The organism is Bradyrhizobium sp. HKCCYLR20261 (assembly GCF_051168435.1).
Lineage (GTDB): Bacteria > Pseudomonadota > Alphaproteobacteria > Rhizobiales > Xanthobacteraceae > Bradyrhizobium.
In genome coordinates, this window is record NZ_JBNPUZ010000003.1 from 613,279 (window position 1) to 635,146 (window position 21,868).

The window sequence follows — 21,868 nt, forward strand, 5'->3', positions numbered from 1 at the left end:
CGATTTCGCCCACCGGCGCGACATAGTCGTGCGGCGCAGCCGCGCCGGACGACGCCTGCGGCAACGCGTTGCGATCGATCTTGCCGTTCGGCGTCAAGGGCAGCTCGGGCAGCACCATCACCCGCGACGGCACCATGTAGTCCGGCAACGACGCGGCCAGCATCGCGCGCAGGCCGGCACCATCCAGCGTCTCGTCACCGCTGACATAAGCGAGCAGTTGCGGGCTCCCGCCGGCGTCCCGGGCAACGACGACACTGTCGCAAACCCCTCGCTCCGCGCGCAGACGCGCTTCGATCTCGCCGAGTTCGATCCGATGACCACGGATCTTCACCTGATGATCAGCGCGGCCGACATAGTCGAGCACGCCATCCTCGCGCCATCGCACCAGATCGCCGGTTCGATAGAGCCGCGCGCCGGTCGCGCCGAACGGATCGGGAATGAAGCGCTCCGCGCTGAGCGCCGCGCGCTTCCAATAGCCGCGTGCGAGGCCGACGCCGCCGATGAAGAGTTCGCCAGGGACGCCGGGAGGCGCGAGATTGAGATTGGCATCGAGCACATGCAGCGTCGTGTGGCCGATCGGGCGGCCCAGCACTGGCGAGGGATCATTCGCCGTCAGCCGATGGCGCGCCGACCATACCGTGGTCTCGGTCGGCCCATAGAGGTTCCAGACCTCATGGCTCAGGTCGAGCAGGCGTTGCGCCAGGTCAGGCGCGAGCGCCTCGCCGCCGCTCAGCACGCGGCAGCCTTGCGGCAGCCACGCGTCGGTCCCTTCATAGTCCAGCAGCATGCGCCAGCTCGACGGCGTCGCCTGGATCATTGTCACGCCATGCTTCACCGCGATCGCCTTCAACGCCGCCGGATCATGCGCGGCGGCCCGGTCGGCGAGCACGATCCGGGCGCCCTTCGTCAGGGGCAGCCACAACTCCAGCACCGCGATGTCGAACGACAGCGACGTCAGCGCGAGCACGCGGTCGTCCTGCGCGAGGCCGGGCTGCTCCGCCATGGTCGCCAGGAAGTTCGTCACCGCCCCGTGCCGGACCATGACGCCCTTGGGCAGGCCGGTGGAGCCAGAGGTGTAGATGACGTAAGCAAGGGTCTCGGGATGGATGCGGATGTCGAGGTTGCTTCTGTCTTCAGCCGCATCGAGGCGATCGAGCAGCCAGGCCTCGGCATCACTGTCGGCCAGCGCCAGCGCGAAGCGGTCCCGCAGTCTCTCCTCGGTCAGCAGCAGCTTCGCCCCGCTGTCGCGCATCATGTGCGCGAGGCGCTCGGACGGATAGTCCGGATCGAGCGGCAAATAGGCGGCGCCAGCCTTCAGCACCGCGAGCAACGCGATGACCATGTCGACGTTGCGATCGAGCGCGATGCCGATCACCTGATCCGAACCGCTGATGCTTGCGCTCAGACGACGCGCCAGGGCATTGGCGCGCGCGTTCAGCTCGCGATAGCTGATCCGGCGCGCGCCGCTGACGATCGCGATCGCGCGCGGCCGCCGTCTGGCCTGCGCCTCGATCTGCGCGACGATGCCGAGGGATTGCGGCGATTCCGGCTCCGACGTCGCGCTGGCGGCCAGTCCGCCCCAGCGCAACAGCCGGTCGGCGAAATCGCCGGTGAGCGCCTGAAGACGTCCCGTCGCACGGTTCGCATCGTCCGAAAGCATCGCGAGACCGTCTCGGAGCGCCGCGCCGATCCGCTGCACCGCTGCCTCGTCGAGCTGCGCCCGGTCATAATTGAGATCAAGCCGCAGGCCATCCGTCCCCTCGAACACGGCCACGGCGATCGCGTAGTTGGTCGGCGTGACGTGCTCGACCCGCCCGATGGATGGTCCGCCGTCCTTTCGATCCGCCAAGCCGCGATCGATCGGATAGTTCTCGAACACCATCAGGCTGTCGAACAGCGGCTGACCGCCTTGGCCGGCAAGACGCTGGATCTCGTGCAGCGGCATCCACTCATAGTCACGTGCCGCGATGTTCTGCGCCTGCAGGCCGCGCAGCCAGTCGCCGACCGCGGCCTGCGGATGCGCGCGATCGACCAGCGGCAGCGTATTGATGAAGAGACCGACGACGTCTTCCGCCCCGGCCAAGTCGGCCGGACGCCCGGCGACGGTGACGCCGAAGCAGACCGCGTCCTGCCCGGTGTACTGGCGGAGCAGCTGCACCCAGGCGCCCTGCAGCAGCGTATTCATGGTGATCCGCTGCCGCGTCGCGAAGCGCCGCAGATGCGCGGTGAGATCGCCGTCGATCAGCAAGGTGAGCCGGCCAGGTCCCGTTGCGGCCGGACGCGCTGTACGGCCACGTAACGCGTCGGCAAGCAGCGTCGGCTGTTCGAAGCCGCGCAGGCTGTCGCGCCAGAACTCGCTCGCGGCGGCGGGGTCGCGCGATTGCAGCCAGGCGATGTAGTCACGGTACCGCCCCTGCACGGTTCCAACGACCGTTCCGCCGACCTGCTGCAGCACCTCGGTGAGCAACCGCGCCGAACTCCAGCCGTCCAGCACGATGTGATGATGTGTCCAGACCAGCCAGACCCGGTCGTCCCCGAGCCGGATCAACCTGAGACGCTGCAGCGGCGGCCGGCCGATGTCGAAGCCGCGCTCGCGCTCGGCGCGCGCCGCATCGGCGAGTGCGTCGTCGAGGTCCGCATCGGTCGCGCGGCCGCGCCAATCGTCTTCGACCACGGGCATGTCGAGCTGGCGATAGACGACCTGCTGAGCCGGTCCCGGCAGGTCCTGCCAGAGGAATCCCGTTCGCAGCACCGCATGCCGCAGGCTGGCCGACTGCCATGCCGCACACAGTTGCGCCGATGTGACGCCGCGCAGCTCGACGGCGAGCTGGTTGACATAGACGTCGGCCTTGCCGTCGCGGAGCGCATGGAACAGCATGCCCTGCTGCATCGGGGAGAGCGGATAGATGTCTTCGATCTCGCGCGCATCGATCGTCGTACAGATCCGGTCGAGCGTCGCCTGATCGAGCCCCGACAGCGGGACGTCGGACGGCGTGAGGCCGCCCGCGCCGCTGAGGCAATGATCGACCACGTTTTCCAGCGCGGCCCGGTAAAGCTCGGCGAGCCGCTGCACGCTGGCGCGGCGATAGCGCCGCCGGCCATAGCGGAAGCCAAGCCGCAACTGCCCGTCGCGGACATCGCCATTGATGGTCAGCCAAGCCCGCAGCGGCGTATCGGCGGCCCGCATCGGTCCGGGATGTTCCGGCGCGATCCGGTACGGCGCGCCTTCACCGGACAGGCCCTCGAAGCGCCCGAGATAGTTGAACACGATGCGCGGCGCCGGGAGTTGCGCAAGCGCCTCGCGATGCTTGGGTGAACCGAGCTGGCGCAGAACCCCATAGCCGAGACCACGACCCGGCACCGCTCGCAACATCTCCTTCACGCCTTGGATGAGCGGACCAGCCTCCGCGCTGCCGCCGCGCAGCCGCACCGGAAATGCGGTCGTGAACCAGCCCACGCTCCGCGTCAGGTCGACATCGGCAAAGAGGTCCTCGCGGCCGTGACCTTCGAGCTCGATCGTCACATCGTCCCGACCGCTCCACGACCAGATCGCGCGCGCCAGCGCGGCGAGCAGGAGATCATTGACCTGGGTGCGATAGGCCGCCGGCGCGGTATCGAGAAGCCGCGTCGTCAGCTCGGCATCGATGCTGAGCACCACCTCTTCGGCCTCGCCTTCGAGATCGGCGGCGCCATGGTCCGCGTCGCACGGCAGATCGCTGCCGCCTGACGATGCGAGCCAGAACGGCAGCTCCGCCGCCATCTCGTCGGAGGCCGCATGCGCACGCAAACGCTCGGCCCAGAGCCACGGCGACGTGCTCGAGGCCGGCAGGCTGGCGACAGCGGCGCCGCCGGCCAGTTGCGCGCAGGCCGACGCAATGTCGTCCAGCAGGATTCGCCATGACACGCCATCCACGGCGAGGTGATGGATCGCGATCAGTAGACGCTGGCTGCCGTCGGCGAGGTCGAAGCCGACCGCGCGCAACAATTCGCCCTTCTCCAGCGACAGGCTCGCCTGCGCGTCCGAAGCGACCGCTGCGATGTCATCGGGACCAACGCCGCTGCGACGCCAGAGCAGATCGGACGCCGGCTGCTCGGCTGGCGCCGCGCGCCATTCACCGTCGCTGCGGCGATAGGACATCCGCAGCGCCTCGTGCTGCATAACGACGGCCGTGAGCGCACGCTCCAGCACATCCCATCCGATCCGATCGCGCGGGATGAGCAGCACGGCCTGATTGAAGTGATCGCGGTTCGGGATGGCGTCGGCGAAGAACCGCAATTGGATCGGCAGCAGCTCCGCAGAGAGGGCGTTCGACCCGCTGCGGGCTGCTGCCGGCGGTGTCCTGGACGGTGCGGAGGTGGTCACGACCACACCGGCCAGGGCCGCTATCGTCTGCTGCGCGAACATCTGCTTCGGCGTCAGCACCAGCCCGCGCCGGCGCAGCCGCGCGATGATCTGCAGGCTGAGAATGGAGTCGCCGCCGAGCTCGAAGAAATTGTCGTCGCGGCCGATGCTCTCGCGGCCGAGCACCTCCTGCCAGACCGCGGCGATCGCCTGCTCGACCTCGCCGATGGGCGCTGCATGGGACACGGCCGGTGTCTCGTCGGGCCGAGGCAGGGCCGCGCGGTCGAGCTTGCCGTTGGCGGTGAGCGGCAGGCGCTCGAGCAGCACGATGCGCGACGGCACCATGTAGTCCGGCAGCATCACTGCAAGCCGCTGCCGCAATGCCTCCGGCTGCAGCGGCGCTGCGGCCGGCACGCAATAGGCCACGAGCTCCAGACGGTCCTGCCCTTCGTCGATCGCGCGTGCGACCACCGCGGCGTCGGCGACGCCGTCGAGTCTCGCCAGCGTCCGCGCGATCTCGGCCGGCTCGACGCGATAGCCGCGCAGCTTCACCTGGTCGTCGCGGCGGCCGAGGAACACGATGCGGCCCGCCTGATCGCAGCGCACGCGGTCGCCGGTGCGATAGAGACGCTCGCCCGGCGCGCCGAACGGATCCGGAATGAAGCGCTCCGCCGTCTGCCCCGGCGCCGCGCGATAGCCGCGCGCCAGTCCCGCACCACCGATAAACAGCTCGCCCGCGACGCCGGCCGGCACCACGTTCAACGCATCATCCAGGATGACGGCGCGCAGGTTGGCGAGCGGCAGCCCGACCGGGACGGTCCCGCCGAGATCGCTGTCGCTCCAGGCGTGGGTCGTGACGCCCACGGTCGTCTCGGTCGGACCATAATGGTTGACGATCCGGCACTGCGGCCGCAGCCGGCGGATGTCGGCGATCAGGCCGGGATCGGCGGCTTCGCCGCCGAGGATCAGCACGTCGCGCGGCAGCATGTCGGCCGACGCCCGGGCCTGCAGCAGGCCGCGCAGATGGCTCGGCACGATCTTGAGCACGTCGACGCCGCGCATGCCCTCGGCGAAGGCGTCCGCGTCGAAGGCGGCGTCGGGGGCGAGCAGGTTCAGCGTCGCGCCGCTGGCGAGCGCGCCGAACAGCACGGTGTGGCCAAGATCGGCGGCGACGGTCGAGACCATCGCCATGGTCGCATCCGCCGGCAATGGCAGCCGCGACAGCAGCGCCTGGACGTAGTTCGCGAGCGCGCCGTGGCTGACCGCGACGCCCTTTGGCGCGCCGGTCGAGCCCGAAGTGTAGATGATGTAGGCGGTCTGGGCCGGATGCGGCCGTCGCGCGACGAACGTCGCGCCGGGACCGGCGCTGCTGCCCGCGTCGAGCACGCGGCAATCCAATGCGGCAGCGGCCGCGAGACGGTCGCCTGTGGCCACCAGCGTGCCGATGCCACCATCACGCAGGATCCGCTGCACGCGCTCGGCCGGCCAGGCCGGATCGAGCGGCACATAGGCGCCGCCGGCCTTGAGCACACCGAGCAGCGCCGCGACGAAGGCCGGCGAGCGTTCGATCCACAGTGCGACCGGCGTCTCCGGCCCGACGCCGGCCTGCGCCAAGGTCGAGGCGATCCGGTCCGACCAGCGCGCGAGTTCGGCGGCCGTGACCGCGACCGCATTCTGACGCAGCGCGATCCGGTCGCCACGACCGGCGGACGCGGCGTCGTACAGGCCGAGAATATCCGTGGCCGGAAAGCGCACTTCCTCCTGCGCGACCGCCTGCACATTCTCCGGCGCGATCGAGAAGTCGCGCAGCGGCGTGTCGGTGCGCGACGCGATCTGCCGCAGGAGATCGACGAGCTGGTGGCCGATGCGCGCGATGGTCGGCGCGTCGAACAGGTCCGTGGCGTAGTTGAGGCTCGCGGTCATGCCCTCGGCGCCATCGACGATGTCGAGCGCCAGATCGAAATGCGAGCCGGCGAGATCGATGATCCCGGCCTCGCCGCGCAGACCGTCCGTGGTTGCGAAGCCGCGCGGCGCGGTCATGTAGTTGAACTTGACCTGGAACAGCGGATTGTACGCCCCCGACCGGGCCGGCCTCAGCGCGTCGACCAGGCGATCGAACGGCAGGTCCTGATGCGCAAGCGCGGAGATGACCTCTTCCCTCGCTTGCGCCAGCAGGTCGGCGAAGCGCATATCGCCGGTCACATCGGCGCGCAGCACCAGCGTGTTGACGAAGCAGCCGATCAGCGAGGCCAGCTCGGCCTGCCGCCGCCCTGCTACGGGCACGCCGATGCGCAGGTCGGACTGGCCGGAATACCGGAACAGCAGCAACTGATAGGACGCGAGCAGCAGCATGAACATGCTGACGCGCTGTTGTCCCGCGATCGTACGCAGCCTCGCGGCGAGCGCCGCGTCGATCCCGACTTGAAGCGTCTCGCCGCGATAGCTCTGCACCGCCGGACGCGGCCGGTCGAGCGGCAGCGCGAGCGGCTCATGCGTCTCGCCGAGCCGTCCGCGCCAGTAAGCGAGCTGCTGCTCGGCCTCGGGACCCGCCAGCCACGCGCGCTGCCCGGCCGCAACATCGGCATATTGGATGGCGCTCGGCGGCGGCATGCCTTCCCCGTCACGCAGCCGCTGATAGGATGCGGCGATTTCGCCGAGCAGCACGTCGAGCGACAGGCCATCGGCGACGATGTGATGCGCCGTGAGCAGCAGCTCGTGGCGATCATCCGCGAGCTGGATCAGCACGGCGCGCAGCAAGGGGCCGTTGACCAGATCGAATGGCTGTGCCAGTTCGTCGCGCACGCGCGCCGCCGCCTGCTGCGCGCGCTCGCCCTTCGGACGGCGCCGCAGATCCTCGATGGCGACGGCGATGTCCGCCGTCGGATGGATCACCTGCCGCGCGCGGCCGTCCTTGGCCACGAAGGTCGTGCGCAGCGGCTCGTGGCGGGCGACGATCCCGGCCAGCGCCTGCACCAGCAGCGCCTGATCGAGCGGTCCGTCGAGCTTGACGACGCTGGCGATGGTGTAGGCGGTGCTCGCCGGGTCCATGCTCCACAGGAACCACAGCCGCTCCTGGGCCGGCGACAGCAGCGCGCGCTCGCCGGCGGGCGCCGGCTGCAATGGCGGCCACGACGCGGCGCCCTGCTGCGCGGCGTCGATGCGGGCGGCGAGCGCCGCGAGCGTCGGCGCCTCGAAGAAGTTGCGGAGATCGAGCTCCACCGCGAAGCCATCGCGCACCGCCGCCGCGATCTGCGCGGCCGCGATGGAGTTGCCACCGAGCATGAAGAAATCGGCATCGCGGCCGATCGTCGTCGCCCGCAGCGCATCCTGCCAGATCGTGGCGAGGCGGCGCTCGGTCTCGGTCGTGAGCCCGGCGTCAGCGCGGACAGCCGCGTCGCGACTGCGCTCATACACCATGAAACTGTCCAGCGTGCCCTGCTCCCATCCGGCGCGGCAGGCCGAGCGCTGCAGCTTGCCGCTCGTCGTCAGCGGCATGGCTCGCGGATTGAGCAGCACGACGACGGCCGGAAACTCCTGCGCCTGCCCCATGACCGCATCGCCGATCGCCTTGATCAGCGCGTCCACAGGCGCACGACGCGACACGGCCCGGCCGAACTCGGCGGCGATGCCGATGCCTTCGCGGCCTTCGATCACGACCGGGAACGCCGCCACGCGCCCCTTGCGGACCGACGCGACCTCGGTCTCGACCGCCTGCTCGATATCGAACGGATAGATGTTCTGGCCGCGTACGATCAGCAGGTCCTTGAGCCGGCCGGTGACGACGAGCACGCCGTCACGCATGAAGCCGAGATCGCCGGTGCGCAGCCAGCGCGCGCCGTCGCGCTCCACGAAGGTCTGCTGCGTCGCCTCCGGGTTGTTCCAATAGCCCTGCGCGATGCTCGGTCCCGCGACCCAGATCTCGCCGATCTCATCGGCATCGGCCGCGGCCGCGCCGTCCGTCCGCATGATGCGCACGGCATGGCCATCGGGCACGGTGCCGCACGCCATCAGGTCGGTGCCGTCGTCCGCGTTCGCCGCGCGGCCGGCGGCGAGCGCCGCGGAATCGAGCGTGACGGCCACCGCCTCGCTCGCGCGATCGGCCGCCGTCACCAGCAAGGTCGCCTCGGCCAGTCCGTAGCACGGCGTCAGCACGCGCGGATCGAGACCCGCCGGCTTGAACCGCGCGGCAAACCGCTCGAGCGTCGTGCGGCGCACGAATTCCGACCCGGAAAACGCCAGCCGCCACCGGCTGAGATCGAGCCGCGCGATGGCTTCATCCGACACCCTGTCGGCGCACAGCGCGAACGCGAAGTCCGGGCCGCCGCTGCAGGTGCCGCCATGGCGATGAATGGCCTCGAGCCAGCGCCGCGGCTGTTCGAGGAAGTTGCGCGGCGTCATCAGCACCGTCGTGTAGCCGGTGAACAGCGGATTCAGCAGCCCGCCCATCAGCCCCATGTCGTGATAGAGCGGCAGCCAGCTGACGAACACGTCGTCGCCATGGCCCTCGAGCACCGCCTCCATCGCGATCTCGTTGGCGACGAGATTTCCGTGCGTGACGCAGACACCCTTCGGCTGCGACGTCGAGCCCGACGTGTACTGGAGAAACGCGATCGCATCCGCCATCAGCTCGGTCTCGCGCCAGGACGCGGCGGCGTCGACCGCGACCTCGTCCACCGCCAGGATGTGAGCTCCCGTCTCTCCGAACGCCGCCGTGATGCCGTCGCGCAGCCGCGCCTGGGTCAGGATGAGACGCGGCGCCGAATCGTGCAGGATACCGTCGAGCCGGCTGGCGTAGCGCGCCTTGCCCGTCTCCGGCGGATAGGCCGGCACCGCGATCACGCCCGCATAGAGACAGGCATAGAACGCAACAGCATAGTCCGCTCCGTTGGGCAGCAGGATCAGCGCGCGCTCGCCTGTTCCGGCGAGATCCTGCAGATGCGCAGCCAGCGCGCGGATGCGGCGGTCCAGCGCGGCGAAGCTCAGCTCGTCGACGACCTCGTCGCCTTCGATGTAGCGGACCGCCGGATGATCGGCACGCAGGACGGCATGCTGGCGGAGTCGGTCGACGAGGTTTCGTGTCGGCATCATCAGAAGATCCGGTGGCGGCGGTGAACGGTCGCGGGTTCAGTTGACGCGATGGGCTTGGGCCATCGCGACGATCACCCGGCGCGGTCCCTTGAACGGCTCGCGCGCATGCGCGGTCAGCATGTTGTCGAGCATGACGACGTCGCCGGTCTTCCAGGGAAAGACGATCTTGTGCCGGTCGAGCACGCCACGCACCGTCGCCAGCGTGTCGTCCTCGATCGGCGATCCGTCGCCATAGAAGGCATTGCGCGGCAGCTCCAAGGGATCACCGACGATCTCGATCAGGCTGTCACGCAGCTCCGGCGCGAGGCTGGAGACATGGAAGAGATGCGCCTGGTTGAACCAGACCATGTCCCCGGTGACGGGATGCACGGCCGTTCCCTGGCAGACCTGCCGGGTCCTCAGCTCGTCGCCGTCCTTCCATTCGCAGACGATGTCGTGCGCGGCGCAATAGGCCTCGACCTCCGCCTTCGACTCCGTGCCGAACACCTGCCGCCAGTCGACATCGAGCCCGCTGCCATAGTTGCGGACATACATCACGCCCCGCTCGGCGAAGCGGTTGCGGATCGCGGCCGGCATGTCGCGGTAGATCAGCCGGCTGTCGGCAATCGGCGTCTCGCCGCCCTGCTCGGCCGCGCGCTCGCAATAGAACCAGATCTTCATCGGCCAGTCGCGCGTATAGGCCTGCTCGTTGTGCAGCGGAATGTGCTGGTGCGGCGGGTACTCCGTCGACGTATAGACGCCGGAACTGACCTGCGAGCGCGGCGTCGACCCGAACTCATAGGACAGCAAAGGATGCCCGAAGCTCGCGGCGAAACGCCGGAAACCCTCGGCGCCGTCGAGCTGGAAGTCGCGAAACAGAATGCCGCCTGACGAGGTGAGCTGGCGTTCGATCATGTCGCGGACATCCGCGATGGCCTCGATCAGCGGCTCCTGCTTGCGGCTCGCGCGCAGAACGAAGGGAAGCTCATTCTCATCTATCTTAAGTTGTCTTGCGAACATGATCTCTCCCCGTCTTCGTCATCTCGGCATCGAAGTCTGGTCGACCGGCCGGTGGGCCGGTCGAGGTGGTCGAAGCGGACGGCTCAGGCGCCCGCGAGCTGCGGCTGGGCCTGGCGCGCCAGCAGCGCGGCGAGGCGCTTCAGGACATCGGCCGGCTCGTCGTGCAGGAAGAAATGACCTCCCGGCAGCATGTCCATCGCGAAGGACGCTTCCGTCTCGGCGCGCCAGCCGGCGAGAGCATCCGGGCGCGTCTCGTCGCGATCGCCACCGAACACGTGGATCGGACATGGCAGCTGATGCCGCCGCTGGTAGACGTAGGTCCCGCACATCAGGAAATCGGCGCGCAGCACCGGCAAGGCGCCCTGCATGATCTCCCTGCTCGCGAACACCTCGCGCGGCGTGCCGTCCAGGCGCAGCAGCTCGCTGCGCAATTCATCGTCACCGAGCGGCTCGCGCCAGCGGCTGTCGTCGCGCATCGCCGGAGCCTCGGTCCCCGACACGATCAGCAGCCGCGGTCTCGGCGCGCCGAGCGCGAGCAGCCGGTGTGCGAGTTCGAAGCCGATCAGGCCGCCGAGACTGTGCCCGAACAGCACGTAAGGCGATGCGAGCTTCGCGCCGATCAGTTCGGCCGCAAGCTGGTCGGCCAGAGCCGAAAGATCCGTGTGCAATGGCTCGTCCATCCGCGCGCCGCGCCCGGGCAGCTCCAGCGGGACGACGTCGATCCAGGACGGAAGCGACCGCTTCCACCGTGCATAGACCGTGGCGCTGCCGCCGGCGTGAGGCAAACAGAAGAGTCGCATCGCAACAACTCCGTGGAATCAGGATTCGGCGGCGACGGAGGCGTTCTCCTGCATGAATTTGCGCAGCGACAGCGGCCGCATGTCGGTCCAGACCTGTTCGATGTGATCGAGACATTCCTTCTTGCTGCCTGTCACCCCGACTGCGGTCCAACCGTTCGGGATCTCCTTGAAGGTTGGCCAGATCGAGTATTGCTCTTCGTGATTCACGACGACGGTGAAAGTGACGTCATCCCGGTCGAAGACCATCATGTCCGACTACTCCTACTTATTCAGCGACGGCGATGAACTACGAGTAATGTAGTTGCGAATGACAGTCAAAGTGATACCGCCGATCCAAGTTTTTAATCTCTCCAAGGTGACGCTCGCGTGACGGTTCAACATCAGGATGTATCTCCGGAAAACGATCACAATGCTCGATCGCGACGGCAGACGAGCTACAAACAAACCAGATGATCGCCACAGTTGATGCAAATTCAACGAAATGAATGACCTAACTAACGAGGCCGTCGCACATCATCTGAGCGACGGCCTCACTCTTTGCGTCACGCCTTGGCGTCAGAAATTGAACGTCGTCGACACCAGATAGGTGCGCGGCGCACCGAGCGTGATCACGCCGCTATAGGCGGACGCCCAATAGGCCTTGTCGAAGACGTTCTCGACGGCCGCCCGCAGCACGATCGGCTTGCCGTTCCAGGGCGAAGTGAAGGTGTAGCGGGCGCCGATGTCGACGCGCGTCCAATCCGGCAAGGACATCGTGTTCTTCGCGTCGACATATTGTGTCGCCGTGTAGACCACACGTCCCGTCAGGGTCAGATCCCGCACGAACGGCGTGTCCCATTCGGCTCCAATATTCGCAGTCAGCTCAGGAACACCAACAGCGCGCAGGCCATCAGTGGCGCCGCCCTGAGTTTTTTCCTGCACACCGTGCGTATAGGCTACGCCGCCGAGCAGCCGGAATGCCGGCGTGACCTCGCCGAACACGTTGAACTCCGCGCCAGTGTTTCGCTGCAGGCCGTTGAGGACCTGGTCAGGCTTCGCCTGGCCAGGGACTGCGACGCTGATGATGCTGGGCCTCGAAATATCGAACGCGCTGAGCGTCGTGGTGATTCGGCCGAAGTCGACCTTGATGCCGGTCTCGACCTGCTTGGTCTGCCCCGGAGGAAACACCGTGCCGATATTGTTGAAAGTGGCGCCGGTTACGACCGCCGGCGTCTGCAGGCCCTCGATATAATTCGCATAGAGCGCGACCTGCTCGACTGGTTTGATCACCAGCGCATAGGCCGGCGTCCAGACGGACGTATCCTGGAACGGGCGACTGACCCCGGTCGGGAGGAAATTGGCAATCTCGGTCCCGGCGGTCTGCCGACGCGCACCGACCGTCAATTGGATCCTCTTGTCGAGGATGGACATGGTGTCCGAGACACCGATGCTCCACAGATTGGCGCCGACGACCTGATTGGCGGCCAGAGTGGAAGAGAATGCGGGCAGCGGGATGTTGGTCGGATCGGAATAGAGGCTCCACGGCGTCTTCTTGAAATCCGGAGTGCCGGTCACCACGCGCTGGGTATATGTCCGATCGGTGACGGAGTAGCCGACATTGATGGCATGGTTGACTGGACCAGTGTCCGCAGTGATCCGCAGTCCGGCCTCTCCGGCGTAGGTCTTGTAGGTTTCGCTTCCCGTCAATGCCGTTCCGCTCAGACTTCCATTGTTCGCGATCGTCGGCGAAATGTAACGGTAGTTGATGTTGCTGTCGTGATAGCCGAATCCCGCATACGCCGTCACGTGCTCGCCGAGATCGACCTCGCCCTTCACGGTCGAGAAGAAGTCCGTCGGCGCATAATAGGCCCACGGCATCTGGAAATTGGTGCCCGATGCCGGCGGATTGGGAATGCTGGTCGTGGTGGCCCCGATCGTGAAGAACCGCAGCGGCGGGTTCAGATTGTCCGCCTGATAGCCGATATCAGCGTCGAGCCGCACGTTCTCGCCATGATAGTCCACGGCGAGATGGGCGTTGCCGAACTCGTCAGTCTGCCGGTCCCACGGCGTGTTGCCATTGGAGTATTTGCTGCTCAGCCGCACGCCCCATTCCTTGTGCTCGCCGTAGCGGCGGCTGATGTCGACCTGCTCGCCGAATTGCGTCTTCGAAGCATAAGTCGCCGTCAACTGCGTGATGTCGGTGTCGAGCGCGTGCTTGGTGATCAGGTTGACGCTACCGCCGACCGCGCCGCCACTCGACGCGCCGGTGCCGCCGACGGTCATGCCGTTGAGCAGTGCAGCCGGGCCTTTCAATAGCTCCACGCGCTCGATGAAATTGGCCCCGGTCGAATAGTACGGCGCGATGCCGGCAAGGCCGTTCAGCGCATAGTCGCCGCTGTCGTAATAGAAACCGCGGATGTAGAGACTGTCCGCGCCGCCGCCGGCCGCCTGGATCGTGCGCACCGACGGATCGTTGATCAGCACGTCGCGGATCGTCCGGGCCTGCTGATCCTGGATCGTTTTCGCCGTGAAGCTGGTCTGGTTGAACGGCGTGTTCATCACACCGCGATTGCCGAGCAGGCCGAGCCCGCCCCCACTGGCGACCTGGCCGCCGGCATAGGGCGACGGCGGCGCACCGATCGTGCCCGTGGAAGGCGTCACATAGGCGACCGGCGCCGTCGGCGGAAGGTTGCGCGGGGCGACGCGGCGCTGCTGGGCGGTGCGCGTCGGGGTTGCCTGCGGCCTCGGCGCGACCTGCCGCGCCCTCGGCTTCGGTGCATCGACGGTGACATCGGGAAGCTGCGTCTGAGCCAGGGCTTGCGAAATGCCGCCAATATTCAAGGTGAGCGCCAGCGAGCTCACGAGTCCCAAAGATTTCGTCAACCTAACGTCTCTCACCCGAATACGACAAACCATCCTGACACCCCGATCATTCCAAGTTCCTGCTTGGTCCGTCGGTGCTCCTAACACACAGGTATTCGAGGATGGCGTCGCGTGACGTAGAACTCGTCTAACGAGCGACAGATTTGCCGCGCGCGCGATTCTAACTAATTGTGTTTGCGGCTGGATTTTCTTCGCGCGCGTTCTTTGAAGCCTTCCAAAGAAGCGCATGTCGTGTGGATCGCGTGGAGATTTCCGCGGCGATCGCGACAAATAGCATGACGGTGGGGGGCGATGATCTCGAATTCATCGCGCGGGCGTCGATCAACCCTTCATTGACAACTAATCACAACGTCACCTTTAAATCAACGTTTGCTTTCAATTGCGCCGCATCTTGGCCATCGATGCCGCAGAGCGGCGTGAAGTGACGGGCTTCAACGGATGAGTTCGCGCGCAGGGACACGCGCGCGGGGATCGACGACGCGGCCTGTTCCAGGCAGCTCCAGCGCATTCGACGCTGGAGATGTTGCGCTCGTCTGTATCCGCGCCGTCATGGCCGGGCTCGTCCCGGCCATCCACGTCGTACGGCATGCCGCGATGTGCGAATGATAGATGGGTGATTGATCGAAAGGCGACCGTGCGTCACGGTCAGCCGCGCAACAGCGCGGCAGCAGTCCCGTCACAGGGCACAGCTGCTGAGATCAACCTTGCGAAGGAAGCCCACGCAAGGGAAACGCGATCGCGCTCAGCGCGACTGATCGCGCCTGTCGCCCTGCACGTCATCCGGCGCGGTCTTCGCCGCGCGGCTCCAAGGCGTGCCATAGATCAGCGACAGCAGGATCGGCACCGACAGCCCGAGCCAGCACAGGCCATCCCAGAGGCCGTCGCCGAACAGGCCGAAGGCCAGCCCGGCGGTGGCGACGAGGCCGATCATCAGCGGCGCACGAAACACCTGCCAGGCGGAGAGCTGCGCGACGCGGGCCGAGGGCGGCGACGATGCTGCGGATGAACTCATGGCGACACCGTCACCGGCGAGGCCGCCGCAACCACGCCTGCCACCTTGCGCCGGCTGCTCCGCCGCTTCGCCACCCACAGATACAGACCGCTGCACAGCACGATGATGGTGATGACGTCCAGCACGGCCCAGATGATCTTCAACGGCAGCCCGCCATAGTCACCGAAATGCAGCGGCCGCGACACCTGCAGGGCGGTGAGATACCAGGCCAGTTCCGGCGCCACCATCTTGCTGCTGTCCTCCGCGTCCACCAGCACGGGCTTGAACATGCGCGCCGTGAACGGCGTCCGCCCCTTGGTCCAGACCATCAGGTGTTGCGGGCTGCCGAAACGCGTCGTGGTCGGCATGGTGATGGATGTCACCAGCCGGTCCGGAAAGGCGGTGCGGACGGCGTTGACAGCGGCCTCGATCGACTTGGCCTCGGCCAGCGGCTTGCCCTGATAGGGCGCGAGCAGCGCCGGCATGGTCTGGGCGCGCCAGAGATCGAACAGCGGCACCGCGAGCGTATTGATGGTGCCGGTCAAGCCGACCGCAAGCGCCCAGCTCACCGTGACGATGCCCAGGAGATTGTGCAGGTCGAGCCATTTCAGCCGCGCCGAGCGGTCGCGCACGGTGCCGAACTGCAGTCGCCGCATGAACGGCCAGTAGACGACGACGCCGGACACGATGGAGGCGGCGAAGACGAGCCCCATCAGACCGAGAAACAATTCTCCGGGCAGGCCGGTGAACATGTCCCGGTGAATGCGCAGGATCACGTCCATCACGTCCTGATGCGGCACCTCCTCGCCGAGGACTGCGGCCGTGCGCGCATCCACCGTGAGGCGATGAAACTGGCCGGGCACGGGGATGGCGGTCGGCGACATCGCCACCACGATCAGCGGCTCGTTCTGCTTCACGCTCACGAACAGCGCATGCTGCTCCGGAAGCTGCTGCTTGGCCGCCGCGATCAGACGATCGAGCGGCAGACGCGGCGTGTCCGCCGGCATCGCCGGCGCGGCGATCTCGTCCTCGAACAGATGCTCGATTTCGTCATGGAAGATCAGCGGCAGTCCGGTGAGGCACAACATCAGCAGAAAGACCATGCTGACCAGCGACGTCCACGTATGAACCTGAACCCACAGACGCATTGCGCTCGCACCACCCTGCTTCATTGGACGTTGCCGTCACATGAACCGACCGTCCGGCAAGAGAAGGGCTGCAGCAAACTGAATTGCTCTAAGTGTGCTGGAATTTCTTTAAAGTGGCGCGCAGATCCACCGCAAGCATCGGAACGGCAACGAGAATTTCGATCATCCGCGATCGGCCAGCGCGGCGGTCCGCGCGCCTGCCGCAGTCCGCCGCATCGAATCTCGACACCCGACGAATCATCCGATGCGGACACGGTGCGAGCCGCGGAGTCATGCGCGCGGAGACGAAATCTTTCTGCGCGATCAAGCTGATTTGGCCTGTCCAGTCCCTGCGGCGAAAAGATTCCTCTTTCGCTTTTCCGGAAAACATGTTTGATTATGGCATCCCGTCTCGAGCTGAGGGACGTACGCGCGGTCGTCACGATATGTGAGGCGGGGAGCGATGGGCATGGTGGATTGCAGCGCGGGTCGTACTCGCGCCGACGAACGATCTTCCATGCACGGTCAAGTCGCGCGGTCCTGATATCCCGATGCTGATATCAACTCATGACGAAGCCTGGCTTCGCATGGGGATGGTGGCCAGAAAGCCCGGCGCACCAGGGAGAACGCGAAGCAGCCGTTAAGCCATCGCGCAGGGAGGGCCGGGTTTCCGGCTGACCTGTGGTACCTGCCGCCTGCATTCTTGTTCGCAGGCGGGCCACGGGCCTCAGTCGAGGTCCGGCCTTCCCTGCGCCCTCACGATCTCCGAGGGCTTCACGCTGCATCACCCCGGACGGAGCGTCCGCCGCGGGATCACGCGGCCATGCGCCTTTTGACGGACGAACGATCATGCAAGATTCGAATGCCGGCTCGTTCCATCCACGAACAGCGGCAGCCGCACGACGATGCGGGCGCCGCGCGGTGCGTCGGTGATCTCGATGCTGCCGCGATGCGCCTCGACCAGCGTACGGACCACCGCCAGCCCCAGCCCTGCTCCTCCGGTCGCGCGATTGCGCGAGCTGTCCAGCCGTGTGAACGGCTCCAGCATCGCCTTGCGCTGCGCGACCGGAATGCCTGGCCCGTCGTCGTCGACCGTGAGCACGAGATGCTCGGCATCGCTGCGCAGCGAGACATCCGCCGCATGGCCGTATTTGATCGCGTTGTCGATGATGTTGGCGATGATCCGGCGCAACGCGATGCGGTCGCCGAGCATCAGCAGCTCACGGCGATCATCGGCCGGCGCGAAGCGCACGTTCGATCGATGCGCGCGGCGGTCGTCGACTTCGGCCCGCACCAGCTCGTCGAAGGCGATCAGCTCCTGCGGCAGCTCGCCGGCGCCGGCGCGCGTGGCCAGCAGCGCGTCGTCGAGCAGACGGATCATGTCGGAAATGTCGGCCTCGGCGCGCTGCCGCTCGGCCTCGTCGGGAATCTGGTCGACGCGCAGCCGCAGCCGCGTGGCAAAGGTGCGGACATCATGGGCGATGCCGCCGACCAGCACCATCCGCGCCTGCATCAGCGACGCCAACCGGTCCTGCAGACGGCCGAACGCGGTGACCACCGCGCGGACCTCGGGCGCATTGCGACGGACATCGGGCAGCGGCACCGGGGCCCCGGCCAGATCGACGCGGTCCACCGCTGCGGCGAGGCGTGCCAGCGGGCGCGTTTCACGCTGCATGATCACAAGCGCAAACAGCGCGACCAGCGTCCCGAACAGGCCGGCACCGAGACCGACCGGCAGTCCCCGCTGCGTCAGCATCAGCGGCGCGCGCGACTCCACCACGAGCACGTCGCCATTGTTCAGGCCGATGCGGAATTGCAGCGCATTCTGCGGCGCGCGCGACAACCGCGGAAACCACGGCCCGTCGGACTCGGTCACCGAGGCAATCGCCAGATGGCGAGCCCCCAGCGCATCGGCATAGGCCTCACGCAGCCCCTGCCTGAGCGACGCCTGCTCGGTTCGCGGCAGCGTGGCCGCCGCTCCGGCATCGACCAGCCGAACATCGAAACGGTCCGAGGATATTGCGTCCACGACCTGCCCCCGCGCCGCCCGGGGTGTCCGCTCCATGAGCTCGGCGACCGCGGCGAGCCGCGCGGGTGGCGGCGTCGCGCCTTCGATCTCGGCGGTGCGGGCGCGGTAGAATCGCGCCAAGGTGACGATCCAGATCGCCACGAGGCTGATGAGGACGATGAGGCCGATGCGCATCGCGAGCGTCAGCCGCATCATCACGACACCGTCCGCACCATCGCCGTGAACAGATATCCGCCGTTGCGCACCGTGGTGATCAGGTTCGATCCGGGACTCGCCGCCTCGAGCTTGCGGCGCAGGCGCGAGATCAGCATGTCCACGGTGCGATCGAACGGTTCGGCGGAGCGCCCCCGCGTCCAGTCCAGGATCTGGTCGCGGCTCAGCACCCGGCGGGGCCGCTGCACGAAACAGGCGAGCAGGTCGAACTCCGCCGAGGTCAGCTGGATCGGCGCAGCCTCGGCGTCCGCGATCTCGATGCTCCGGGCGTCGACGTCGATGACGAAGCGATCGAAGCCGAAGCGGCGGCTCGCCTCGCGCGGCGGGCTCGCCTGCGACCGCCGCAGCAGCGCGCGGACGCGCGCCAACAGCTCCCGGGGACCGAAAGGCTTGACCATGTAGTCATCGGCACCGAGCTCCAGCCCGACGACGCGATCGATCTCGTCGCTCTTCGCCGACAGGATCAGGATCGGGATGTCGTCGCTCTGCCGCAGCCGGCGGCAGACCGACAGCCCGTCCTCTCCCGGCAGCATCAGGTCGAGGATGATCAGATCGGGCCGTTTCCGCCGCAGCACCGCGTCCATCGCGGCCGCGGTATCCGCGATCTCGATCTCGAAGCCTTCGCGGCGCATGAATTCACCGACGAGCCGGCTGATCTCCGGATCGTCCTCCACCATCAGAAGCGTGGCTGCGGGCATGCTCATGACCAGGACTGATGCCCAAAAACCCCACCCCTTGGCAATGCCCCGGCGGCCGCTGTTACACACTGTTACCCGGCGCCGGCGCAGGCCCTGCGTCGCGCCCGCCGGCGTGCCTCGGACAATGGCCCGTCAGCCACCGCACACGCTTCCGCCATGAAGCACATTTAATTCCAGCGCCCACTTGATGGGTTTAATTAGATTTAATATAAATTAAATCACGCACCCGTGACGAACGATTTTGCGGCTCAGACGACCAATCCATGTTTTCGCAGGCATCGGGCGGCTTCGACGTCCGAGGCGCAACTGATGAAGCTCCCGACACATGCTGCACAATCCGAACGCGAGCACGGTTGCCTATCCCCCGCAGCAGGACCACGGCTGGGAACGCAACGGGCCGGGGCCTTTCGACCTCGCGGTGGGCTTCCTGCGCCGGCACTCCCTGGTGATCGCGATCACCACCGCGCTGTCGCTGCTCGCCAGCGTGATCGTTCTCAAGACCCTGCCCCCGACCTACACGGCGGACGTCAAGATCATGCTTGCGGGTTCGAAACCCGTGGTCGTGCAGCCACAGCCGCAGATTCCGCTGCAGGACGAGCCCCCGCTCGACATGGAATCCCAGATCGAGATCCTGAAATCCAAGTCGATCGCGACCGTCGTGATCAACAGGCTCGACCTCGGCAACGATCCGGACTTCAACGGCAAGGCCAGTCGTTTGCATGAGGCTGCGGGCGCCGTCCGGCGGCTCCTGGGTTCGGCATCCGAGCCGCCGACCATGGACGATCTGGTCGACGAGTTTCAGCGGCGCATGAACGCCTTCAGGATCGGCACCAGCGCCGTCGTCGAAGTCGATTTCAGCGCCAGCGACCCGAAACGGGCTGCGATGATCGCCAATGCCATCGTCAAGGAATATTTCGATCAGCAGACAAAGACCGAGGCGACCGAACACCGCACGATCACCGCCTGGCTCCACGACCGCCTTCAGGACCTCGGCAACGACGCCACCGAGGCCGAGCGCGCCGTCAATGAATTGAAGGGCCGCTACAACATCGTTTCGGCCGACGGCAAGTTCATGGACCAGCAGCAGGTCACCGAGCTCACCAACCGGCTCGTGGCCGCGCGGACGCATACGGCCTCGTTGATGACCCGCTTGAACCGCTTCGACGAAATGCTTGCCGCGAACAATGCGGAGACTTCGCTGGACCGCATCGCCGCCGTCTCGGACTTTTCTCCCGCGGAGCTCAGCGGGAACCTCAATCCGCCCGACGGCCTGTCCTTGAGCAATTCGAACAGCACACAGATCATCAACAGCCTGCGCCAGCAATATCTGGATCATGCCAAGCGCGAGTACGAATATTCCGCCAAATACGGCAGCGATCACGTGGCGGTCGTCAATATCCGCGCGACGATGAAGAGCATCCGCCAGGCGATCCTCGACGAGGTCCGGCGGCTTGCCGACGTCGCCAAGCACGACTACCAGGAGGCCAAGCAACAACAGCAGGAGGTCGAAAAGCAACTCGCACAGGCCGTCGTCCGGTCGCAGGACACGCGCGCGGCCGAGGTCAGCATCCGTGAGTTGGAGACCAGCGCCAGGGGCTATCGCACCCTCTACGACGCGTTCCTGCAGCGTTATATGGGCACCGTCCAGCAGGGCTCGTTCCCGATCGCGAAGGCGCGCGTGATTTCCGCAGCCACGCCTCCGAAAAAGAAGATCAAGCCAAAGTCGATGGTGCTGCTGGCGGTCGGGCTGTTTGGCGGTCTGGCGCTCGGCGGCGGCCTGGGACTTCTTGCGGATGTCGGGGACCGCAGCTTCCGCACGACCGCGCAGATCGAGGATCGCCTGCGGCTTCCCTGCCTCTCGGTCGTGCCGCTGCTGAAACAGGCGGACGTGGACCGGGTGACACGGGAAGCGGCGCTCAGCCGTGTCGCCAAGCCGGACGACGATTGCGGCCAGCGCCAGATCTCGAGAGGCATCGGGACGTGCTGGGCGGCATCCGCCATGCCCTCCTCGCGGTTTGCGGAGTCGATCCGCACGCTGAAGGTGGCCATCGATCAGGATCCGAGCCGGTCGTCGCGGAAGATCTTCGGTTTGACCTCCGCGCTTCCCGATGAGGGAAAATCGATCATCGCAGCCTCGCTCGCCCAGTTGATCGCGAATTCCGGCAAGCGCGTGATCGTGGTCGATTGCGATCTGCGGAATCCGTCTCTGTCCGGCATGCTCGCTCCCACGGCCGGGATCGGCATCGCCGACATCATCGCGGGAGACCGGCAGCTTGCCGACGCGATCTGGACCGATCCGGTGAGCCGGCTGGACTTTCTCCCGGGGAAAGGCGCCGCGCATCGCGACACCAGCGACAGTCTCGGCAATGAGCAGATGCGAGGCCTGTTCGAGCAGCTCCGCAGTTCTTATGACTACGTCATCGTGGACCTGCCGCCGCTCGCGCCCGTGGTCGACGCGCGCGCCGTCTCAGCGCTGCTGGACAGTTTCGTGCTGGTGGTGGAATGGGGACGGACACCGGCGGAGGTCGTCGAGCATGCACTGAACACGGCCCCCAACGTCTATGACGCGCTGTTCGGCGTGGTGCTCAACAAGACCGACATGAAGGCACTGAAACGCTACGCGCATCACTTCGGCGACTACTACAACCAGAAATACTACACCCGCTACGGGACCGTGATGGCTGAGTAGATGGGCCGCAGGGACGAGAATTTCGATCTC

The 21,868-nt window shown here is 66.7% G+C and carries 11 protein-coding genes (1 of these 11 cut by a window edge); 1 reads left to right on the forward strand and 10 read right to left on the reverse strand.

What is annotated here, in order from left to right; genetic code table 11:
• The 10 genes from ACQR1L_RS09870 to ACQR1L_RS09915 form a co-directional block, all read right to left on the reverse strand.
• Nucleotides 1-9,427, reverse strand: the 5' portion of a protein-coding gene (locus ACQR1L_RS09870; protein WP_434857813.1) for an amino acid adenylation domain-containing protein. 266 nt of this gene lie to the left of the window's left edge; 9,427 of the gene's 9,693 nt are visible here — the first part of the coding sequence; the start codon lies at nucleotides 9,425-9,427; its stop codon lies beyond the left edge, outside the window.
• Nucleotides 9,428-9,466: 39 nt separating this feature from the next.
• Nucleotides 9,467-10,429, reverse strand: a complete 963-nt coding sequence (locus tag ACQR1L_RS09875) for a TauD/TfdA family dioxygenase (protein WP_434857758.1) — start codon at nucleotides 10,427-10,429, stop codon at nucleotides 9,467-9,469.
• Nucleotides 10,430-10,512: 83 nt separating this feature from the next.
• Complete coding sequence (locus tag ACQR1L_RS09880; protein WP_434857759.1) at nucleotides 10,513-11,229, reverse strand: thioesterase II family protein; 717 nt, start codon at nucleotides 11,227-11,229, stop codon at nucleotides 10,513-10,515.
• Between the two features lie 18 nt (nucleotides 11,230-11,247).
• On the reverse strand, nucleotides 11,248-11,478 hold the full coding sequence (locus tag ACQR1L_RS09885) for an MbtH family protein (RefSeq protein WP_434857760.1): 231 nt from the start codon (nucleotides 11,476-11,478) through the stop codon (nucleotides 11,248-11,250).
• 306 nt (nucleotides 11,479-11,784) lie between these two features.
• Entirely contained in the window at nucleotides 11,785-14,124 is a 2,340-nt protein-coding gene (locus tag ACQR1L_RS09890; RefSeq protein ID WP_434857761.1) for a TonB-dependent siderophore receptor, read from the reverse strand.
• Nucleotides 14,125-14,833: 709 nt separating this feature from the next.
• Nucleotides 14,834-15,103, reverse strand: coding sequence for a hypothetical protein (locus ACQR1L_RS09895; RefSeq protein WP_434857762.1), 270 nt, complete (start codon nucleotides 15,101-15,103; stop codon nucleotides 14,834-14,836).
• Entirely contained in the window at nucleotides 15,100-16,230 is a 1,131-nt protein-coding gene (locus ACQR1L_RS09900) for a PepSY-associated TM helix domain-containing protein (protein ID WP_434857763.1), read from the reverse strand. Before ACQR1L_RS09900 ends, ACQR1L_RS09895 begins: the two co-directional genes overlap by 4 nt.
• Nucleotides 16,231-16,318: 88 nt before the next feature.
• Entirely contained in the window at nucleotides 16,319-16,600 is a 282-nt protein-coding gene (locus ACQR1L_RS09905; protein WP_434857764.1) for a hypothetical protein, read from the reverse strand.
• A 456-nt stretch (nucleotides 16,601-17,056) separates the two neighbouring features.
• Nucleotides 17,057-18,433 (reverse strand): ATP-binding protein, encoded by a 1,377-nt coding sequence (locus tag ACQR1L_RS09910; protein WP_434857765.1) that lies wholly within the window; start codon nucleotides 18,431-18,433, stop codon nucleotides 17,057-17,059.
• Complete coding sequence (locus tag ACQR1L_RS09915; protein ID WP_434857766.1) at nucleotides 18,433-19,155, reverse strand: response regulator; 723 nt, start codon at nucleotides 19,153-19,155, stop codon at nucleotides 18,433-18,435. The genes ACQR1L_RS09910 and ACQR1L_RS09915 overlap by 1 nt, the downstream gene beginning before the upstream one ends.
• Nucleotides 19,156-19,474: 319 nt before the next feature.
• On the opposite strand from ACQR1L_RS09915, the gene ACQR1L_RS09920 reads away from it, so the two are divergent.
• Nucleotides 19,475-21,838: a polysaccharide biosynthesis tyrosine autokinase gene (locus ACQR1L_RS09920; protein WP_434857767.1), complete on the forward strand. Its 2,364-nt coding sequence runs from the start codon at nucleotides 19,475-19,477 to the stop codon at nucleotides 21,836-21,838.
• Nucleotides 21,839-21,868: the final 30 nt, after the last annotated feature.